General features: G+C 42.7%; 17 protein-coding genes. 2 read left to right on the top strand and 15 right to left on the bottom strand.

Going from position 1 to position 17307, the window contains the following annotated elements; all coding sequences use genetic code 11:
• Positions 1–104 precede the first annotated feature (104 nt).
• From IGJ12_RS13915 to IGJ12_RS13940, 6 genes are all read right to left on the bottom strand, one after another.
• Positions 105–1031: an alpha/beta fold hydrolase gene (locus IGJ12_RS13915; RefSeq protein WP_034872138.1), complete on the bottom strand. Its 927-nt coding sequence runs from the start codon at positions 1029–1031 to the stop codon at positions 105–107.
• 204 nt (positions 1032–1235) lie between these two features.
• A complete protein-coding gene (locus IGJ12_RS13920) occupies positions 1236–2642 on the bottom strand; it encodes a glycoside hydrolase family 43 protein (protein ID WP_016612864.1) in 1407 nt (468 codons plus the stop codon).
• A gap of 30 nt (positions 2643–2672) precedes the next feature.
• On the bottom strand, positions 2673–4466 hold the full coding sequence (locus IGJ12_RS13925; protein ID WP_016612865.1) for a glycoside hydrolase family 2 protein: 1794 nt from the start codon (positions 4464–4466) through the stop codon (positions 2673–2675).
• Positions 4467–4484: 18 nt separating this feature from the next.
• A complete protein-coding gene (locus tag IGJ12_RS13930) occupies positions 4485–5318 on the bottom strand; it encodes a carbohydrate ABC transporter permease (RefSeq protein WP_008380370.1) in 834 nt (277 codons plus the stop codon).
• A gap of 11 nt (positions 5319–5329) precedes the next feature.
• Positions 5330–6205 (bottom strand): carbohydrate ABC transporter permease, encoded by an 876-nt coding sequence (locus IGJ12_RS13935; RefSeq protein ID WP_016612866.1) that lies wholly within the window; start codon positions 6203–6205, stop codon positions 5330–5332.
• Positions 6206–6360: 155 nt separating this feature from the next.
• The gene (locus IGJ12_RS13940; RefSeq protein ID WP_016612867.1) at positions 6361–7602 is read right to left on the bottom strand and encodes an extracellular solute-binding protein; all 1242 of its coding nucleotides are present in this window, start codon (positions 7600–7602) and stop codon (positions 6361–6363) included.
• A gap of 246 nt (positions 7603–7848) precedes the next feature.
• On the opposite strand from IGJ12_RS13940, the gene IGJ12_RS13945 reads away from it, so the two are divergent.
• The gene (locus IGJ12_RS13945; protein WP_008380365.1) at positions 7849–8757 is read left to right on the top strand and encodes an ArsR/SmtB family transcription factor; all 909 of its coding nucleotides are present in this window, start codon (positions 7849–7851) and stop codon (positions 8755–8757) included.
• Positions 8758–8835: 78 nt separating this feature from the next.
• Here the strand turns inward: IGJ12_RS13945 and IGJ12_RS13950 are convergent, their stop codons facing one another.
• From IGJ12_RS13950 to IGJ12_RS13975, 6 genes are all read right to left on the bottom strand, one after another.
• A complete protein-coding gene (locus IGJ12_RS13950; protein ID WP_016612868.1) occupies positions 8836–9864 on the bottom strand; it encodes a Gfo/Idh/MocA family protein in 1029 nt (342 codons plus the stop codon).
• A 24-nt stretch (positions 9865–9888) separates the two neighbouring features.
• Entirely contained in the window at positions 9889–10857 is a 969-nt protein-coding gene (locus IGJ12_RS13955; RefSeq protein WP_005228209.1) for a sugar phosphate isomerase/epimerase family protein, read from the bottom strand.
• Positions 10854–11573: a ThuA domain-containing protein gene (locus IGJ12_RS13960; protein ID WP_430619133.1), complete on the bottom strand. Its 720-nt coding sequence runs from the start codon at positions 11571–11573 to the stop codon at positions 10854–10856. Before IGJ12_RS13960 ends, IGJ12_RS13955 begins: the two co-directional genes overlap by 4 nt.
• Entirely contained in the window at positions 11570–12322 is a 753-nt protein-coding gene (locus IGJ12_RS13965; RefSeq protein ID WP_430619134.1) for a sugar phosphate isomerase/epimerase family protein, read from the bottom strand. Before IGJ12_RS13965 ends, IGJ12_RS13960 begins: the two co-directional genes overlap by 4 nt.
• Positions 12323–12352: 30 nt before the next feature.
• The gene (locus IGJ12_RS13970) at positions 12353–13426 is read right to left on the bottom strand and encodes a Gfo/Idh/MocA family protein (protein ID WP_430619135.1); all 1074 of its coding nucleotides are present in this window, start codon (positions 13424–13426) and stop codon (positions 12353–12355) included.
• Positions 13427–13660: 234 nt separating this feature from the next.
• Complete coding sequence (locus tag IGJ12_RS13975; protein ID WP_005233920.1) at positions 13661–14527, bottom strand: AraC family transcriptional regulator; 867 nt, start codon at positions 14525–14527, stop codon at positions 13661–13663.
• A 132-nt stretch (positions 14528–14659) separates the two neighbouring features.
• On the opposite strand from IGJ12_RS13975, the gene IGJ12_RS13980 reads away from it, so the two are divergent.
• Positions 14660–15448: a PHP domain-containing protein gene (locus tag IGJ12_RS13980; RefSeq protein WP_008380351.1), complete on the top strand. Its 789-nt coding sequence runs from the start codon at positions 14660–14662 to the stop codon at positions 15446–15448.
• Positions 15449–15559: 111 nt separating this feature from the next.
• On the opposite strand, the gene IGJ12_RS13985 is transcribed toward IGJ12_RS13980, so the two are convergent.
• From IGJ12_RS13985 to IGJ12_RS13995, 3 genes are read right to left on the bottom strand one after another with little or no spacing between them, the layout of a single operon-like run.
• Complete coding sequence (locus tag IGJ12_RS13985; RefSeq protein ID WP_430619136.1) at positions 15560–16210, bottom strand: HAD family hydrolase; 651 nt, start codon at positions 16208–16210, stop codon at positions 15560–15562.
• Positions 16207–16887 (bottom strand): fructose-6-phosphate aldolase, encoded by a 681-nt coding sequence (locus IGJ12_RS13990; RefSeq protein WP_008380347.1) that lies wholly within the window; start codon positions 16885–16887, stop codon positions 16207–16209. Before IGJ12_RS13990 ends, IGJ12_RS13985 begins: the two co-directional genes overlap by 4 nt.
• A gap of 42 nt (positions 16888–16929) precedes the next feature.
• Complete coding sequence (locus IGJ12_RS13995) at positions 16930–17286, bottom strand: PTS glucitol/sorbitol transporter subunit IIA (RefSeq protein WP_016621850.1); 357 nt, start codon at positions 17284–17286, stop codon at positions 16930–16932.
• Between the last annotated feature and the right edge of the window lie 21 nt (positions 17287–17307).

Below are 17307 nucleotides of genomic sequence, written 5' to 3' on the forward strand. Positions count from 1 at the left end.
TTAGATGTGAAAATCATTATAACAGATAGCCGAAAATGAAAAAAGCCTTAAAAGAGAAAATAATTTTGAATTTTCAGAAAAGACTACCAATTTCTTAACGTTCGTCATTTCGGCATTTTTTCAAATAGCCAGCGAGAAATTTCATTGTAAACGATCTCGCGGTTGCGCTCATTCAAAATCTCATGACGGCCATGTTCGAGCAAATACATCGTCACGTCAGCATTTTGCTTCAGTTGCTGAGCCAATTGGCGGACGCTTTTGCCATAGTGCCCAACAGGATCGTCTCCACCTGAAATCAGCAGCAGCGGCAATTCTGAATCAATCTTGCGCAGTTGATCCGGATCACTGGCAGCTTGTGTCAATGTAAAGAGATCCTTGTAAGCTGCTAAAGAAAAATGAAATTGGGTGTAAGGGTCCTTCAAATAGCGATCCACTTGCTGCGGATCACTGGTCAACCAATCTTTGGCGGTCCGATTGGGACGAAAACGCCGGTTGTGCTGGCCAAAAACTAGCTGTTCCATTACGTGATAAGGCCATTGCTGAGCGGCAAACGGCCGCAACAAGTTCGTGACGAGTTTGCCTCCTTGCATCAGCACGGCTTTTTCCATCGTGGTGCCCATGATGATCGCTCCTGTCAATGGATGTGGCTGACTAAACAAATAATTCCGCAAAACCAGCGATCCCATACTGTGACCTAAGATAAAGTATGGCCTGTCTGGATAGCAAGCAGCGGCGTACTGATGGACTATTGCCACATCTGCCACTAAATGTTTGGCGCCCTCTTTTTCACCAAAATGCCCATAAGCCTGTGTGTCCTTCACGGATTGCCCATGCCCTAAGTGATCATGACCGACCACCGCATAGCCTTGTGCAGTTAAACATTCCGCAAACTCATGGTAACGTTCAATGTGCTCAATCATTCCGTGGACGATTTGCACGACTGCTTTTGGCTGTTCTTCTGGCAGCCACGTTTTGACAAAAAGCTGATCCTTCCCATTTGATGAAGTCAGCTTTTCTTGATTCATCCTCATAGTTTGCACCTCTTTTGCTTTTTCTTTTCCCTCCGCCAAATAAAACGGTCGTTTTCTTTATTATACATGGAATTTTAGGCTATGGCGGTAGGAGTTGGGAATTTGCGAGGATAAAAAACTCCTGCCACATTGTCTAGAGACAAAGTAGCAGGAGTCAAACGATCATTACCCATCGCTTGGATTGGAAAACTTCCTCACTATTTTTTATTTGAATTTGACGATTTCTAAACGATCAATACTTAGCGTATCCACCCCAATCTCAGACGAAAGGGTGATTTCCTGCGCCCCTTTCGGTAACTTCATGCGGACTTGTAGCGGTTGATAATATTCGGAAGGATAGACATCCACCACGTGGTTTGCTTGTTTCGTTTCAATCCTGACCTGAATTGGGTCATTCAAGGAGAGATAATCAGTGGTTTTGACATAGGCAATCACCAGAAATTCGTCTGCTTCTTCAATCTGCGGGGCAAAGATAATTTTGTCAGTCGTTGATTCAAAGCCTTGGACGACTTTCTTAGAGAGTGCTGCCTCATCTTCGACAAGCACTAAATCGCCCTCCAGCAAAGCACGGCTAGCAGTTAATCGCAGTCGATTGGGCTCAGCTTTTGGCAACGCTTGAACATGCCATTCATCCAAAGGAGCTTCCATTAGAATTTTATCCTCTTGATCCCAACCAAACTTTTGTAAGCGGATCGAACGGTTCCAGCCCGAATGATCCCACCGAGCAGCATGATAAATCAGCCAGTCTTCAGAACCATCTTTTGATTTAGCAAATCCATTATGACCAGGTCCATAGACAGTGTTTGTCTGTTGGAAAATCGGCGCTGGTTCCTTTTGCCAGTTCGCTCTTTCTAGCGGATCATCAGCCACATCTAGGGTCATAAGACCAAGAGCGTAATCATTGTCCCAGCTTCCACTGGCAGAGTATACCAAATTGACTGTTACGTCTTTGATCATCACTTGAGGGGCTTCATTGATCAATGGTGTTTGCCGCATTTCCCATTCATATTCTGGTTCTGAGATAAGTCGTTTCTCCCCAATCACTTCCGTAGGGGAGGCCATTTCCGCTAAATAAAGATTTTGCGCAACATTTTCATACCCTTTCCAGCCCGACCAAAGGAAATAGCGTTTGTCATTGATCTCTAAGACTGTTCCATCAATCGCAAATTTATCATCCATCCCTTTGATCTCTTCCAATTGCCACTCACCCATGTATGGATCTTTTTGATGATTGACTAATGCGTACATACGATGCGTTTCTGAAGGACGATTAGCCGCGAAATACATCACCCAGCGATCATCTAAGTAATGAAGTTCAGGTGCCCAGATACTTTCAAATTCTGCTGGCATTTCCCAGATGATCTTTTTTTCACCAGCAGCAACGTGAGAGAGGTTTTCAGCACGCCAAAGCGTTAAATTATTCCCAGTCGTTTTGGTATAATAAAAGAACGCTTCCGTTTGCAAGATCCAAGGATCTGCCCCATCATTATCGATAATTGAAGTAAAATCGGTCACTTCTTCCCCTGGATCAGTTCCAGCGCTACAACCGGTTATCATAAGCGCAGCAATCAAGATACTTACTCCACTGAGCCAAGCTGCTGATTTCCCCATCGGACATCGCCCCTTTCCTTACCAATCATTTTATTCTACCTGCGGTGGATGAAACTGCTCATTGATCTCTTTAATTGCTGCCAAATCAACTTTTGGTTGGCGATCATAGGTCAGTAACCCATTGATTTCTTGTTCGACATCTGTCAACTGAGTGTAGCAATAGCCCCAGAGTCCGACAGAGTCATAAACAGCCACCATGATTCGCTGATAATCCTTCAAGAAATCTTGTTGATTTTCCACTGAGGTATAGCCCCAACCGGGTTGCCCCGAAACATCGAAGCCAATACCACCAAACTCGGTCAATAAAATAGGCTGATCCTGATAAGAAAATCCTCCAGCGAAAATCGGCCACGGGGTCGATACTCGACTCACCAATTTTTCTCTCGTGCTGAGACTGTCTTTGAAGTATAGATATTTTTGCCGTTCGGATTCTTGCCCATGCGCATAATTATGAATCGCACAAATATCGGTCTCCGTCATCGCCCAACCATCATTTGAAATAACCAACCGTTGCTGGTCTAACGAATGGATAAAGTGATACATCGCTTGAGAAAAATGCTGTTGCTGACGATCAAATGAGATTTTTGGCACACCCCAGCTCTCGTTGATTGGGACCCAAGTAACGATCGAAGGATGACTATAATCCCGAGTAATGATTTCTGCCCACTCTTGCATCAAGCGCGTTACCGAAAGATCTGTATAGATTGCCGGCGCCGCACACTCTCCCCAAACAAGAAATCCTAATTTATCTGCCCAGTATAAAAAGCGTGGGTCTTCTGTTTTTTGGTGTTTTCGGCAACCATTAAATCCCATTTCTTTGGCCAATAAGATGTCTTGTTTAAAGTCCTCATCTGTTGGTGCAGTTAACAAGCCGCTCGGCCAATAGCCTTGATCGAGCACCAGCTTCTGGTAGTAAGGCTTGTTATTTAAGTAAATCATACCGTTTTCTGTATGTATTTTACGCATACCAAAATAACTTTTTAGCTGATCGATGGCCTTCCCTGCTTCTCTAAGAGTCAATTCAACATCAAATAATTGCGGTTTTTCAGGTGTCCAAGACCAGCCTTCATGGTGAAAATTCGTCCGAAAAATTTCTTGCTGGAAAATATCAACCGCAAAACTCAACTTAGAAGTGATAAAGTCTGCCTTTCCGCTGGTAACTAAAGCACCTTTAAAATAGATTTGATATTCTAAGACTACTTGTGGCTGTAACTGGTTCAGTTCTACATCGATCTTAACGGCGCCAGCATCAAAATCACTCGTAAATTTCACCTGTTGCAGATGGGATTCGGCAACTACTTCAAGCCAAACTGGCTGCCAGATCCCTGTTGAGTTTGTGTACCAGATTCCTGCTGATTCTTCTTCCCAAAATTGTTTCCCCCGTGGAATGCTTTCATCAAAATGTGGATCAAATGCTCGCACACTTAGTATTTGCTCTTGTCCAGATACTAAAGCATCCGTGATGTCTATATCAAAAGAGGTATGCCCTCCGCAATGATTTTTCACATGATTGCCATTGACAAACACATCTGCTTCATAGTCCACCGCCCCAAAATGCAAAAGGACACGACTTTTTTCAGGGACTTGCACATTGAAGGTCCGATAATACCATACAACGTCGTGCACTTCTCGATGATCAATGCCGCTCAATGCACTTTGATAGACAAAGGGAACATTGATCTTGTACGGATAGTTTGCTTCATTTGTGTACCACTTTTCTTTTAAACCAAGATTTTGGTCATCAAAGGTAAATTGCCATTCACCATTTAAGCTTAACCAATTCTCTCTCTCAAATTGCGGTCTCGGGTATTCTTCTCTACTCATATTTCCTCCAAAAACAAATTATTTTATGCCACTTTGCAACGACATTGACGCCATAAAGCTTTTTTGCGCCACCAAATACAATAAAAAGGTAGGGATCAAAGCCAAGATTGCTCCGGCAGTTCCAATTCCCGGATAGGTCATGTATTGCCCTTGTAGCAACTGCAGCCCCGGTGTAATCGGTAATTTATCAATATCGTTTATCACGATCGATGGCCACAAGAAGTCATTCCATGAGCCAGTAAAACTAAATAACGCAACCACCGTCAATACAGGTTTGATCAGTGGTAAGATAATATGATAAAAGATTTGAAACTCGTTGGCCCCATCGATCACAGCCGATTCATCCAATTCTTTAGGAATCCCTAAAATGAACTGCCGAACGAGGAAAATGTTATAAACACCTGCAGCCCCAGGAACGATGACTGCCAGAAATGTATTGGTCCAACCTAACGTATCAACGATTTTAAAATTCGGGATCAAATTGACCACCCCGGGAAACATCATCGTTCCTAACAATAGGGCAAAAATCAAATCTCTCCCCTTAAAGGTGAGTCGTGTATAGCCATAGGCTGCAAACGAGACGATCACCATAACCAACAGCGTATGTGAAGTTGAAATAATCATTGAATTCACAAACCAGCGGAACACAGGAGAAGAATCATTGCCTTGTAACAAGCCAAAAAAATTAGCCAGCGTCCAATCTTGTGGAATCAAACTGAACCCAACCTTTTGAATCTCTGCCTCCGATTTAAACGAGGTAAAAATTGCCCATATCAAAGGAAAGAGCCAAATCACACAGACGATCGCTAGCAAAATAAAGGCAATTCTTTTCCCTAGTTTGTTTTCTCGCATCTTCTTCCCTCCTATCTTTCCATTTTTTTGATGACCATAAATTGCACAATCGAAACTGCCATGATTACAAAACCTAGTAAAATAGCCATCGCTGAAGAAATTCCTGCAACCGAGGTACTACTACCAAAAGCATTTTCTTGGATGTACATCATCAACACGCGAGTAGAATTGTTGGGTCCGCCACCCGTCAACATTAGTGGCTGACCATAAATATTAAACTGAGCGATGGTCGTCATGACCGTGGTAAAAACAAGCTGGTTGCGAATACTCGGCAAAGAAATACGGAAAAATTTCGTTATACTATTTGCACCATCTAATTCTGCTGCTTCTAACTGCTCTTTAGAGACGCCATTTAATGCAGCAACATAAATAATTAGATTCCCACCTAATGTCCACCAAATCGTCACGATCAAAATAGCGATCCATGCCCATGGTTGCGTGCCTACAAAATTGATGTCGATACCGAATACTTCTTTGATTGGCCCAAAAGATTTGCTCAAAAGGAACCCCCAAATAATCATGACGGCAGAGATTGCAAACAGTGTTGGCAGATAGAGAATCGATTGAAAAAAACGCATCATTTTTGGTTTAGCAGACAATGCAACCGCTAGCAACAAGGGAATTACAATACATAACGGAACGGAGATTGCCGCAAAAAACAGCGTATTTTTCATTCCATTAAAAAATTGCGTATGATACAACGAGTCTTGATCAAACAAAATCGTTTGAAAATTATCAAACCCGACAAAAATCGGTGTACTGAACAGATCCCATTCAGTAAAAGAAACATAGATCCCAATCACTGCAGGAACTAAAAAGAATAAAAGAAAAAGGAGCATATGCGGACCAATAAAAACGATTGGCCAGCCATTTAACCTTTTTTTCATCAATACCCATCCTTCCTTGTATTTCTAGTGCAGCTCTCAACAAGAAACAACTGTGACAGCCCTTTAAGCCTATCAGAATTCCTCCCCTATCAAAAAATGGACTGAATTCTTTTTATGGTCGCTCTTCCTTCTGCCACAGCCTCTATGTGAGAAGATTATTTCATCTTTTCTTCTACAACTTTTTGGATCTCACCAAAAGTCGTTTGAATATCTGCTTTTCCTGTGATCATGTCCCATGAGCGATTATCATATTCACCAAAGATATACGATAAGCCATCAACTGCGTTAACAGAAATTGCCGCTTGTCCTTTTTCTGTCTTCAATAAGAAGGATTGTGGCATCTCAACATATTCTTCATTGTCTAGCATAGCTAAGGAAGTAGGATTTGCACCTGATTTGACCCACTCTAATTGGTTTGCTTGTAACCAAGTCAGAAAGTCGACCATGCCACTTTTCTTTTCATCGGAACGTTCCTCGTTCGTTTTGAACATTGCAAACTGATCGACGCCTGAACCTTGAATGATATGTTCCGCATCCCATTGAGGAGTAAATGTTTGGCCCCAAGTGAAGTCACTGATTTCTTCCATATTACTTAGCATCCATGTTCCTTCTGGAAGAAAAATCAGTTTCTGGTTTGCAAAAAGTTTATTTGCATCTTCACCATCTGGGACCATGTAGCCGGCATCGTACAGATCCTTAAACTCTTGAACGGCATTGTAAGAATACTCATTATCGATATTGATGTTTCCTTGTGCATCTTGCCATTCCCCACCCATTTGTTGGTAGAGATTCGAATAATTCTGCATGCCCCATGTATAGCCAAAACTATAGATACCATCTGCTTTTGCTTTTTCCCCAGCTTGTCTGATTTCTTCATACGTCACTACGCCATCATCCAACGCTCCTGGAACATATTTATCCACCAAATCTTGGTTGTAATACATCACCCACGAACCCATGGTTGCCGGAATCCCATATTGACTATCATCCACTACACCAGTGTCCCAAGCAGCTTCAACGTAGTTTTCCCGTGCCAATTCTGTCCCATCGATCATGTCATCCCAGGTTTCAAGCATGTCTTGGTGTTTGTACGTAGGCAAAGCTTCTGAGGCAATCAAAGCCAAATCAGGAACACCTTTCCCCGATTTCCCCGCAGTCGTCAACTTTGAAGTAAAGGTATCACCTTGCATGCTTACTAACTTCACTTTAAAGTCTGGGTCTGTTTCATTGTATTGATCAATCGTTTTTTTGATTTTTTCACCGTCTGGTCCTGTCGTCGAAGACCAAAGCAAAATTTCTGAATTATTACTTGAGCTACCACTCCCGCCACAAGCAGCTAACAACACTGTACATAATAAGCTTGTCCCTACTAAAACAATAGATTTACTTACTTTCATTTTTTACACTCCTTTTAATTTAACTAAAAAGTAAAATGACATCCAATTATCAATAAACATAATCGTTAGACTATCGTCAAATAATGTTTACACCGTAAAGTTACTATAAACATAAAGCGCTGTCAACATTATTTTAACAAGGTATAACCAAAAATTATATCATTTTACTATTTTGTAAATCCACAAGGTTGTGTTATAATTAAACCATCTTTTCATTAAACATTTTAGTATAACGAGGTGATCGCTATGGAATTGGATTTAACAAACGCATCTTTACCGATCTACGAAGCACTGGCAAATGAAACTCGCTTAGCGATTTTAAGAGAATTAGGCGATAAGAAGAAAAGCATCAGTGAAATTGGACAAAAATTAGCAATCAGCAATGCTTTAATGACCAAACATATCCGTAAACTCGAAGAAGCTCAGTTGATCAAAACCGAAAAAGGATCGGGGCAAGACTGGAAGAAAAAATATTTGTCTCTAAAAACTGATTTCATCAATATCAATTTCCCAGCAAAAGTGTTTCCAGAAATGAATCTAACCTCCCAATCTGTGAAAATCGGCCACTTCACCGATTTTAAAGCTGAGCCTTCTTGTGGAATGGCGACCAAAGACCGCTTGATTGGCGCCTTAGATGATCCAAAATCTTTTCTGGATCAAGAACGTGTTGATGCAAGTATCATCTGGCTAAATAACGGTTTTTTAGAATACAAAATCCCAAATCCTTTGAAAAATGGTGAAAAAATCGAATTACTGGAAATCAGTATGGAGATCGCTTCAGAGTTCCCAATTTCGAATAACTATTGGCCCAGTGATCTTTCCTTTTACTTAAACAATCACTGCATCGGTAGTTACACCGTACCAGGAAACTTTTCGGATGTCAGAGGTTCTCTGACTCCGCAATGGTGGATCGATGAGTTCAGTCAATATGGATTGCTTAAGCATTTACGCATCAATCGCTATGATACTTCCCTCGATGGAGAAAAATTAACAGATCACAACCTGAATGAAATCGACTTAGACCACAGTGACTTTTTCACCTTTAAAATTGCTGCACCTGCAACTGCCGAAAACGCTGGTGGTTTGACCATTTTCGGCGATCGATGGGGAAATTATCCTCAAGATTTATTGTTCAATTTTTACGTATCGGAATGACTGTTGTCGTTCCATTACACAAAAAAAGCACGTAGCGAAGAGAGACCACTCCCTCAGCTAGTGCTTTTTTCTATTCTCTTACGCTGTGGCAAAAATGCGTTCAATCAACTGCATCACTGCTCGGACTTCTTCGTTTTTAACGATAGGTTCGGCACCGTTGCGTACAACGTTGTAAAAATTCTTGTAGAAAGGTTCAAAATCCGCTTCGGCTTTCGGGAAAGGAATCTCTTTGGCTGCCAATTCCGATGGCGGTGCCATCGTTTTCGTCAAGCCAACGCCTGCTTGAACTGGTTTTGGTGCGGCCACGTCTTCGCGACCTGTTGCCTGAACCATTTCACCATTTAGATCCCAATCGGTGATGGTGGCTGTTCCTTCCGTTCCTTTGATGTACCAGCGAGGCAATTGCGTGTAATTGGAGGTTCCAACTTCCACGATTGCTTTGACCCCATTTTCAAAAGTAATCAAAGCGAAGAACCCATCATCAACTTCTTCCCCCAACACAAAGCTAAGATCCGCTTTGACGTCTTTCACTGGGCTGTCGATCAGCCATAGCATTTGATCCAGCAAGTGAACGCCCCAGTCTAAAAGCATTCCCCCACCTTGTTTTTTCACATGGCGCCAGTCTCCTGGGATGCCGTTTGCCCCTTGGACCCGTGACTCTAATTGGAACAAATCACCGATCTGTCCATTACGGTACAGTTCGCGTACAAGTAGAAAATCAGGATCCCAACGGCGGTTTTGGTGAACCATAAAGGTATTGCCGGTTTCTTGGGCAACCGCCACGATCTCATCTAGTTCCGCAGTATTCAGCGCAACAGGCTTCTCGCAAACAACATGTTTGCCTGCTCTCAATGCAGCGATCGATAACTCTTTATGCAAGTCATTAGGTGTGGCGATCAATACTGCTTCGATCGTCTCATCGACTAAGACTTCATCATAGCTTTTAAAGATCTTATGCCCTTTTTCTTGTGAGATCGCTTGACGTTCTTCATTGATATCGTAAGTTCCTACGATGTGGATTCGTTCGTTTTCATTTGGTAAGATATTGTGGACATGGTACGCACCCATGCCGCCATATCCGATTACTGCAAAATTGATTGCACTCATGTCTGACACTCCTCGGTTTTCTTCTTATGCCCACCACATGGATGAAGCTTCTTCACGGATCATAATCGTCTTCAAGTTACTGATGGCACGAGTCAGTCCTTCATCAATGGACATGATTGGATCTTCATGTTCAATACTCAAGACATAATCATACCCATAAATTCTAAGCGCAGAAATAATATCTGACCAGACTTGTAAGCTGTGGCCGCAACCGACTGAACGGAAGGTCCAAGCTCGGGTTTTGACATTGCTATATGGCTGCATGTCCGTCAAGCCATGCATGTTGATATTGTCTTGGTCCAAATACGTATCTTTGGCATGGAAGTGATGGATCGCATCGGCTTCCCCTAAGATTTTGACCGCTGCCACTGGGTCGATCCCTTGCCACCATAAATGACTTGGATCCAAGTTACAGCCGATGGCTTTCCCCGCAGCATCTCGTAGTTTCAACATCGTATAAGGAGTATGTGCCAAAAAGCCGCCATGAAGTTCGATCCCGATTTTAACACCAGCCGCTTCCGCTTCCGTGTTGATGCCTTTCCAATAAGGAATCAGTTTTTGTTCCCATTGATAATTATAATTGTCATCGTATTCCGTTGGCCATGGCAATACTGGCCAGTTGACTTGCGTATCTGTTGCATTTCCGCCTGAAACGCCTGAAAATCCATTCACAACAGGTACATTCATTAAGCTGGCTAATTTGATGGTTTTGCGCAAAAGTTCATCGGCTTCTTGCGCTTCTGCTTTTAGTGGAGAGATTGGGTTGTTGTGACAGCTCAAAGCTGAGATTTCCAATCCTTTATCAGCTAATTTCGCTAAGTATTCTTTTCGCTCTGCTTCACTTGCTAGTAAACGGTCAATGTCTAAGTGGGCATTGCCGGGAGAACCACCGGTACCGATCTCAACGGTTTGGAGCCCTTTTTTCGCTACTTCATCGATCATTTCTTCAAAGCTAAGTTGATTGAATAACGGGGTAAAAACACCTAATTTCATTTTCTTTCCTCCTCAATTGCTTGAAAATGCCCATATGTTGGGTAACGATTTTCTGTTGGTGCACACCAGCGAGCCGCATTTTGGATCACTTTTTGCACTTTGGGATTGTAATAGCTTGGGAATGTCTCATGACCAGGCTGGAAATAGAAAATCTTGCCATTCCCACGGCGGAATGTACAGCCGCTGCGGAAAACTTCACCCCCAGGGAACCAGCTGACAAAGATCAATTCATCCGGCGCTGGAATATCAAAGTGTTCGCCATACATTTCCTCTTGCTCTAGTTCGATCCATTCGCCGACTCCTTCAGCGATTGGGTGGCTTGGATTAACATTCCAGATCCGCGCATGCTGATCGTCTACTCGCCATTTCAAATCGCACGACGTTCCCATCAACGTTTTAAAGATTTTCGAAAAGTGACCAGAATGCAAGACGATCAGTCCCATTCCTTCCCATACACGCTGTTGCACACGAGCAACGATAGCATCATCGACTTCTTCATGCGCCATATGGCCCCACCAAACCAACACATCCGTGTCAGCCAATACTTGCTCAGTCAACCCATGTTCTGGTTCATCAAGGGTCGCCGTTCGCACTTGGAAATCATCCTCTTCTAAAAACTTGGCAATTTGACCATGGATTCCTTCTGGATACATTTTTTGGACGATCTCATTCGTTTTTTCATGACGAAACTCGTTCCATACCGTAACATGGATCATTGGTAGACCTCCTCTACGATGTCTTTTAATTGCAGATAATCAATCCCGCTAGCTTCTAAAGGAGCGAATTTTTGAAACGCTTCCTGCTCGACGATCAGCCATGGTAGTTCTAATGCTTTAGCTGCTTCTACATACGACTTAATTGGTAAAATCCCATTGCCGATCTCGGTGCTTTCTTGCGGCTGCTCTTGCATATCTTTGATATGAACCAAGCCGACCTTCGTTTCGCGTTCCTTTAGCCAAGGTAAAACAGCCACGTTTGCAAAGGCTAACCAGTAAAGGTCGGCTTCCAAACGCAGTTGCGGATTGTCTTTGATCAGTTCATCGATCATGGATTTTCCAGCAACTTCAGTAAATTCATGGGCATGGTTGTGGTAGTAGCAAGTCAGCCCTTCTGCCTGCAATTTTTGGGTGATCTGGGTCAGCTCCGCAGCAAAGGCTTGCCATTTTTCCAAAGAATCAAAGCCCGCATACGGAATCACGATCCGTTGATTGCCAATCGTTTTTTCAAAAGCGACGGTTTCTTCAAAACGATCTTGCAATGCTTCAAACGGGATATGGGAAGCCGCGACCGCCAAATCCAACTGCTCCAGCATTTCTTTGATCTGAGTAGCACTGTGTCCATGATAACCTGCAAATTCAACACCGTCATAGCCGTTTTGTTTTACTGTTTTCAACGCTTCAAAAAGATCTGTCTTGCAGTCCTCTTGAATACTCCAAAGCTGTAAAGCGATTTTCGGTTTTGTCATTTATGCTCGCTCCTTTTCTTCCAGCAGTTCTTATAGGTAGACTGGCTCACCGGTTTGCGATGATTTGTAGATCGCTTCTAGAATCTCCGTCACGACCATTGCTTCTTCAGGTTTGACCACTGGTTCGGTATCGTTGATGATCGCATGGATCCACGATTGTGCTTCTAAAATTTCTGGCGTCTCCCCGTTTCCTTCATAAAAATCAACGCCGCCTGTTTCAAGTTCGATATTTTTTTCATACAGCAAGCTGTGGTCTTCCCCATTGATGGTCAAACCGTTGTTCATATCCGCACCGGCTTTGCTGCCCATCAGTGTCGTTTTGGCTTCTTTCACATCCAAGCTGTTGAGCGCCCAGCTGGCTTCTAAGAAAATCGTTGCGCCATCTTCCATGACCACAAAACCAAAGGCCGAATCTTCTACTGAGAATTTCTCTGGGTCCCAAGGGCCCCAAGCATTTGCGGCATTTTTGGTTTGCGACAACTCATGATACGCTTTTCCGACAACAAATTTTGGTTTGTAATTGTTCATCATCCATAAGGTCAGATCCAATGCGTGGGTACCAATATCGATCAACGGACCGCCGCCTTGCGCTTCTTCATCAAGGAAAACACCCCAAGTTGGCACAGCCCGACGACGGATCGCATGAGCTTTCCCAAAATAAATGTTTCCTAACTGTCCTTCGGTGCACACTTCATGAAGATAACGAGAATCTTTTCTAAAACGGTTTTGGTAGCCGATCGTGAGTTTTTTTCCTGTTCGGTTGGCTGCTTCGATCATCGCTTTGGCTTCTGCCGCTGTTTTTGCCATTGGTTTTTCACACATGACATGACAATCTGCTTCTAGTGCAGCAATCGTCAACTCAGCATGTGAGGCGTTTGGTGTACACACATGGATTACATCTAGATCAGCTTGTGCCAACATTTCTTGATAATCGCTGAATACTTGGGCATCTTCAGTCCCAAATGCTGATTTCGCTTCAACTGCACGTTCAACCAGCAGATCACAAAAGGCAACCATTTCTACTTCTTCTACTTGAGACAAGGCAGGCATGTGCTTGCCGTTTGCGATCCCACCGCACCCAATGATTCCAACTTTAACTGTCATATCTTTCCTCCTGAAAACGCTTATTATTTTCTACCCCCTCATTATAGCGAAACATCGAAAGCAGTTCTTCCCAGTTTCCATTGAAAAAATTCCCGAAAATTATCTTATGAAACTTTAACAAAAAGAACCACTCCACAATTTATGCAAAGCGCTTAAAAAAACACTATCGAGAAAAAAATAGTGCCAGATCAACAAAAAAACAGTCGACAAGCAAAGGCTCATCGGCTGTTTCTATCAATTTTGATTCAATTGTTTCTGGTACTGCAACGGTGATTGACCAACAGCTTCCTTAAAGACATGATGAAATGTTTTGACACTGGCAAAGCCTGCTTTTTCAGCGACTTCCGCCATCGGGATCTTTTCATTTGCCAAGATAAATTTGGCTTGATTGATGCGGTATTCCGTCAAAAACTGCATGAAGGTCTTGCCAGTATTGGTTTTAAAGAAACGCGTGAAATAATGGGGACTAAACCCTACATGTCTTGCGGTGTCCTCCATTGTCAAGACTTCTTGGTAATGGGATTCGATGTACTCAAAGACATCATTCAGACGCTGCAAGGTTTCTTTGTATTGTGCGGCCGTTCGTTTTAGTGGATTGACGGCTCGTTTTCGCTTTGGCAAGCTTTGATAGCACTCCCCGATCAACTGGTAAAGCAGCCCGAGAGTCAAATAACGCTTCCCAACAACATTTTCCTCTTCCAACTGATACAACTCGATCAAGAGACCTGTTATTTTTTCCGTAAAACTCGCTGGCCAATTTTTGCTGTGGGGCTCCCCTTCTTCAAAGAGTGTCATCAAGGATACTTCATTTTCTCGCAGCAACGGCTCTTCAAAAAGCTGCATATCAAATTGATAGACATAGCGTTCACTCTCAGGCGATGCTAGAAAATAGTGGGGTTGCCCGCTGGAAAAAAGATACAGATCCCCTTCCTCCAACTCAATGATCGTATCGTCAACACCAATATTCACCGTGCCACGCTTAGCGTAAATGATCTCGATTTCTTTATGGACATGGGGATAAACGATGGTCAAACCATCATTTAGAAACGTTCGAAAACGAAATTCACTTTCAAATTCAGGAATTTCAAGATACATACTCATGGCTGACCGACTCCTTCGCTCTATTCTTATTTATTATAAGCGAAAAATTGCCTAAGAGAAAACCTTTTCTCAGCCAATCATAGTTTCTTCTGCTTTTTTGTGGTATCGTATTCAAGAAAAGGAGTCTTGTTTATGAATTATTATGATCAACATCTGCATACATTTTTGTCTTTTGATTCAGATGAACAGTTTGAGAATTATCTAGCTTACCAGCCTGCCTACTTCGTTGCGACAGATCATTTCGATTTGAAGAACCCCTATTCGGGATTCCGTGATGATATTCCTGACTATGAATTACTAGTAAAAACCCACCAGAAGCTGCAAGAGACCACAGCGACGAAACTCTTAAAAGGCATCGAGATTGGTGTCGTGCCTGGTCAAGAACAAGAAATCTTGCGCTATCTTGAAAGCCATCCTTATGACTTGAAATTGATCAGTATCCATCAAAACGGTACCTTTGATTATATGGACGATGCCGTGTTGACGAAGGACAAATTTGCAGTCGCCAAACAATACTTTGACCAAATGGCCCACGTATTGGACTCGTTTCCAGACGGGCATATCGTGACCCACTTTGATTATGGCTTGCGTCGTTTCCAATTTACAGCTGAGGAATTGGCCGCCCATTTTGAAACAGAGTTAACGACGATCTTCAAAAAAATCGTTGCCCGTGACTTAGCGATGGAAATCAACGCGAAGAGCTTTGGCCCCTATCAAAATGCCCACCTTTACCAATATGCTATCCCGCTGTATCAAAGTGTCGGGGGTAACTTGTTCACCCTCGGCTCTGATGCCCATAAAGCCAGTGACTATCGGTTAGATTTTGCAGCGATGAGCGATCTATTGCGTTCCTTTGGTGTCAATCAATTAGCGGTCTTTCAAGGTAGCGAACGGTTTATGGCGGATCTGCCGACAGAATAAGCTTATTCTTTGACTATCATGCTAAAAAATTAAAAATGACCAGCCTATAAAGGATGATTCCAGCTTCATTAGCAATCATCCTTTATAGGCTGGTCATTTTAGACGTGCGTATTATTTAATGGTTTTCAATCCTTGCACATTCAGGTCACGAAAATTAATGATCGTTTGATCCGCTGGCAGATCTTGCGCAGGGAATGCTGGATTTGCAAAACCAATACAGTACATACCCGCATCTTTGGCAGCTTTACAGCCATTGATCGTATCTTCAATGACGATACATTGCTGAGGGTTCGTGCCCAACGAAGACGCTACTTTCAAAAATACGTCGGGAAAAGGTTTCGAGCGTGCTACCTCTTCACTACTGACGATCTCAGTAAAATAGTTTCGCAACTGCAATTGATCCAGGTTCTCCTCAATCTCTTTTTTGGGAGAAGAGGAAGCAACACCAAGCTGAAAGTTCGCTTCTGCTAACTGCCGAATCAATGTTTGCACATGAGGAATCGCTTTGACGCCATCACGTGTGATCAACGCTTTTCTTCTGAGATTCATTTCTTCAATGTACGCTGAAACAGATTTTTGTAACTGTAATTCTTCCTTCATTTTTTCCCACATAAATTCTGCAGTGGTCCCCATGAACTGATAGTGATACGACTCATCTACAAGGTGTCCTTCACTATGAAGCATCGCTGTTTTTGATTCTAAAAACGTATACTCAGAATCTACGATAACCCCATCCATATCAAAAATTACCGTTGGCATCATTGGCATAACCCCTGAATCGATGGCGACTCAAATGTCTCGACCCAGTCATTGTGAAAGTCCGTTATTGCTTTTTGAATGGAAGGCATGGCTAATCCTTGTCGATAGATGTCTGGATCAGCAGTGAGCGCATGTGCCCCTGCACGAATCGCGCGATTCATTTGCGCAGTGTTCTTAAAGCTTGCAGCAAGGATCTTACTTTGTGCTTGAGTGGTATGAATCGCTTGTGCCAATGATTCAATGACTGTTGGTGCATCAACATTGATATTTTCCATACGGTTATAGTATGGCGCCAAATAATCGACTCCAGCACCAATCGCTAAGAACCCCTGTAATTCGGTATAAATGGCTGTAGCTGTTAAATTGAATTCACGCTCTTTTAATCGTTTGATGGCTTCTAACCCATTTTCATTGACAGGGATTTTGATATAGACGTCGTTTCCCAGCTTATTGATAATCGTTTCTGCATCTAGAATCATCTCATCGACAGTTTCCCCAACCACTTGAACGTGTAAGGACGCTTCTCCGATTCGTTCTTTCACTGCTTGCAAATGAGTAAAAAAGTCGATGTTCCCCGCAGCTTTCAAAATCGTGGGGTTCGAGGTTACTCCTGCCAGCGGGAGTACCTTTTGATAGTGGGTGATTTCCTCAAGATTTACTGTATCCAAAAAGAATTCCATTGTTTACACTCCTTCAATCTTACGTTTTACTAGACAGTTTCCTTACTTAATACTGATTTTTGTTCCTTTTTCAATCACAGGGATCGTTTTTTCTTCTACATAAAGTGTGCCTGGTAATTCAGAGGTCGAACTGCCATCAAATTTAATCGTGATGTGTCCTAACTCTTGCAAATTCCTTGATACCACGTCACCTACCGAGGTAATTTGATAGCTTTGATCATCGATCCATAATTTTTGTTCAGATGTAATCGTGCCATTCATTGGCTGTACTTCAATATTGTAACAATAGTCAGCTAATGCTGCCGGTGCATCTTTGCCAAAAAGAATGATCATATTTTCTTCGCGAAATAATTCTGCCTCCACACCGATTGAAAGAACTGTCGTAGTAAAAACTGCCATTTCTGCTTCCTCCTATACTGA

Source organism: Enterococcus sp. DIV0802b, assembly GCF_050543535.1.
Classification (GTDB): domain Bacteria; phylum Bacillota; class Bacilli; order Lactobacillales; family Enterococcaceae; genus Enterococcus_D; species Enterococcus_D entomosocium.

What these genes read in the sequence shown, in the direction of transcription:
- IGJ12_RS13915 (WP_034872138.1), bottom strand. Translation starts at nt 1,031, where the DNA reads ATGAGGATGAATCAAGAAAAGCTGACTTCATCAAATGGGAAGGATCAG.
- IGJ12_RS13920 (WP_016612864.1), bottom strand. Translation starts at nt 2,642, where the DNA reads ATGGGGAAATCAGCAGCTTGGCTCAGTGGAGTAAGTATCTTGATTGCT.
- IGJ12_RS13925 (WP_016612865.1), bottom strand. Translation starts at nt 4,466, where the DNA reads ATGAGTAGAGAAGAATACCCGAGACCGCAATTTGAGAGAGAGAATTGG.
- IGJ12_RS13930 (WP_008380370.1), bottom strand. Translation starts at nt 5,318, where the DNA reads ATGCGAGAAAACAAACTAGGGAAAAGAATTGCCTTTATTTTGCTAGCG.
- IGJ12_RS13935 (WP_016612866.1), bottom strand. Translation starts at nt 6,205, where the DNA reads ATGAAAAAAAGGTTAAATGGCTGGCCAATCGTTTTTATTGGTCCGCAT.
- IGJ12_RS13940 (WP_016612867.1), bottom strand. Translation starts at nt 7,602, where the DNA reads ATGAAAGTAAGTAAATCTATTGTTTTAGTAGGGACAAGCTTATTATGT.
- IGJ12_RS13945 (WP_008380365.1), top strand. Translation starts at nt 7,849, where the DNA reads ATGGAATTGGATTTAACAAACGCATCTTTACCGATCTACGAAGCACTG.
- IGJ12_RS13950 (WP_016612868.1), bottom strand. Translation starts at nt 9,864, where the DNA reads ATGAGTGCAATCAATTTTGCAGTAATCGGATATGGCGGCATGGGTGCG.
- IGJ12_RS13955 (WP_005228209.1), bottom strand. Translation starts at nt 10,857, where the DNA reads ATGAAATTAGGTGTTTTTACCCCGTTATTCAATCAACTTAGCTTTGAA.
- IGJ12_RS13960 (WP_430619133.1), bottom strand. Translation starts at nt 11,573, where the DNA reads ATGATCCATGTTACGGTATGGAACGAGTTTCGTCATGAAAAAACGAAT.
- IGJ12_RS13965 (WP_430619134.1), bottom strand. Translation starts at nt 12,322, where the DNA reads ATGACAAAACCGAAAATCGCTTTACAGCTTTGGAGTATTCAAGAGGAC.
- IGJ12_RS13970 (WP_430619135.1), bottom strand. Translation starts at nt 13,426, where the DNA reads ATGACAGTTAAAGTTGGAATCATTGGGTGCGGTGGGATCGCAAACGGC.
- IGJ12_RS13975 (WP_005233920.1), bottom strand. Translation starts at nt 14,527, where the DNA reads ATGAGTATGTATCTTGAAATTCCTGAATTTGAAAGTGAATTTCGTTTT.
- IGJ12_RS13980 (WP_008380351.1), top strand. Translation starts at nt 14,660, where the DNA reads ATGAATTATTATGATCAACATCTGCATACATTTTTGTCTTTTGATTCA.
- IGJ12_RS13985 (WP_430619136.1), bottom strand. Translation starts at nt 16,210, where the DNA reads ATGATGCCAACGGTAATTTTTGATATGGATGGGGTTATCGTAGATTCT.
- IGJ12_RS13990 (WP_008380347.1), bottom strand. Translation starts at nt 16,887, where the DNA reads ATGGAATTCTTTTTGGATACAGTAAATCTTGAGGAAATCACCCACTAT.
- IGJ12_RS13995 (WP_016621850.1), bottom strand. Translation starts at nt 17,286, where the DNA reads ATGGCAGTTTTTACTACGACAGTTCTTTCAATCGGTGTGGAGGCAGAA.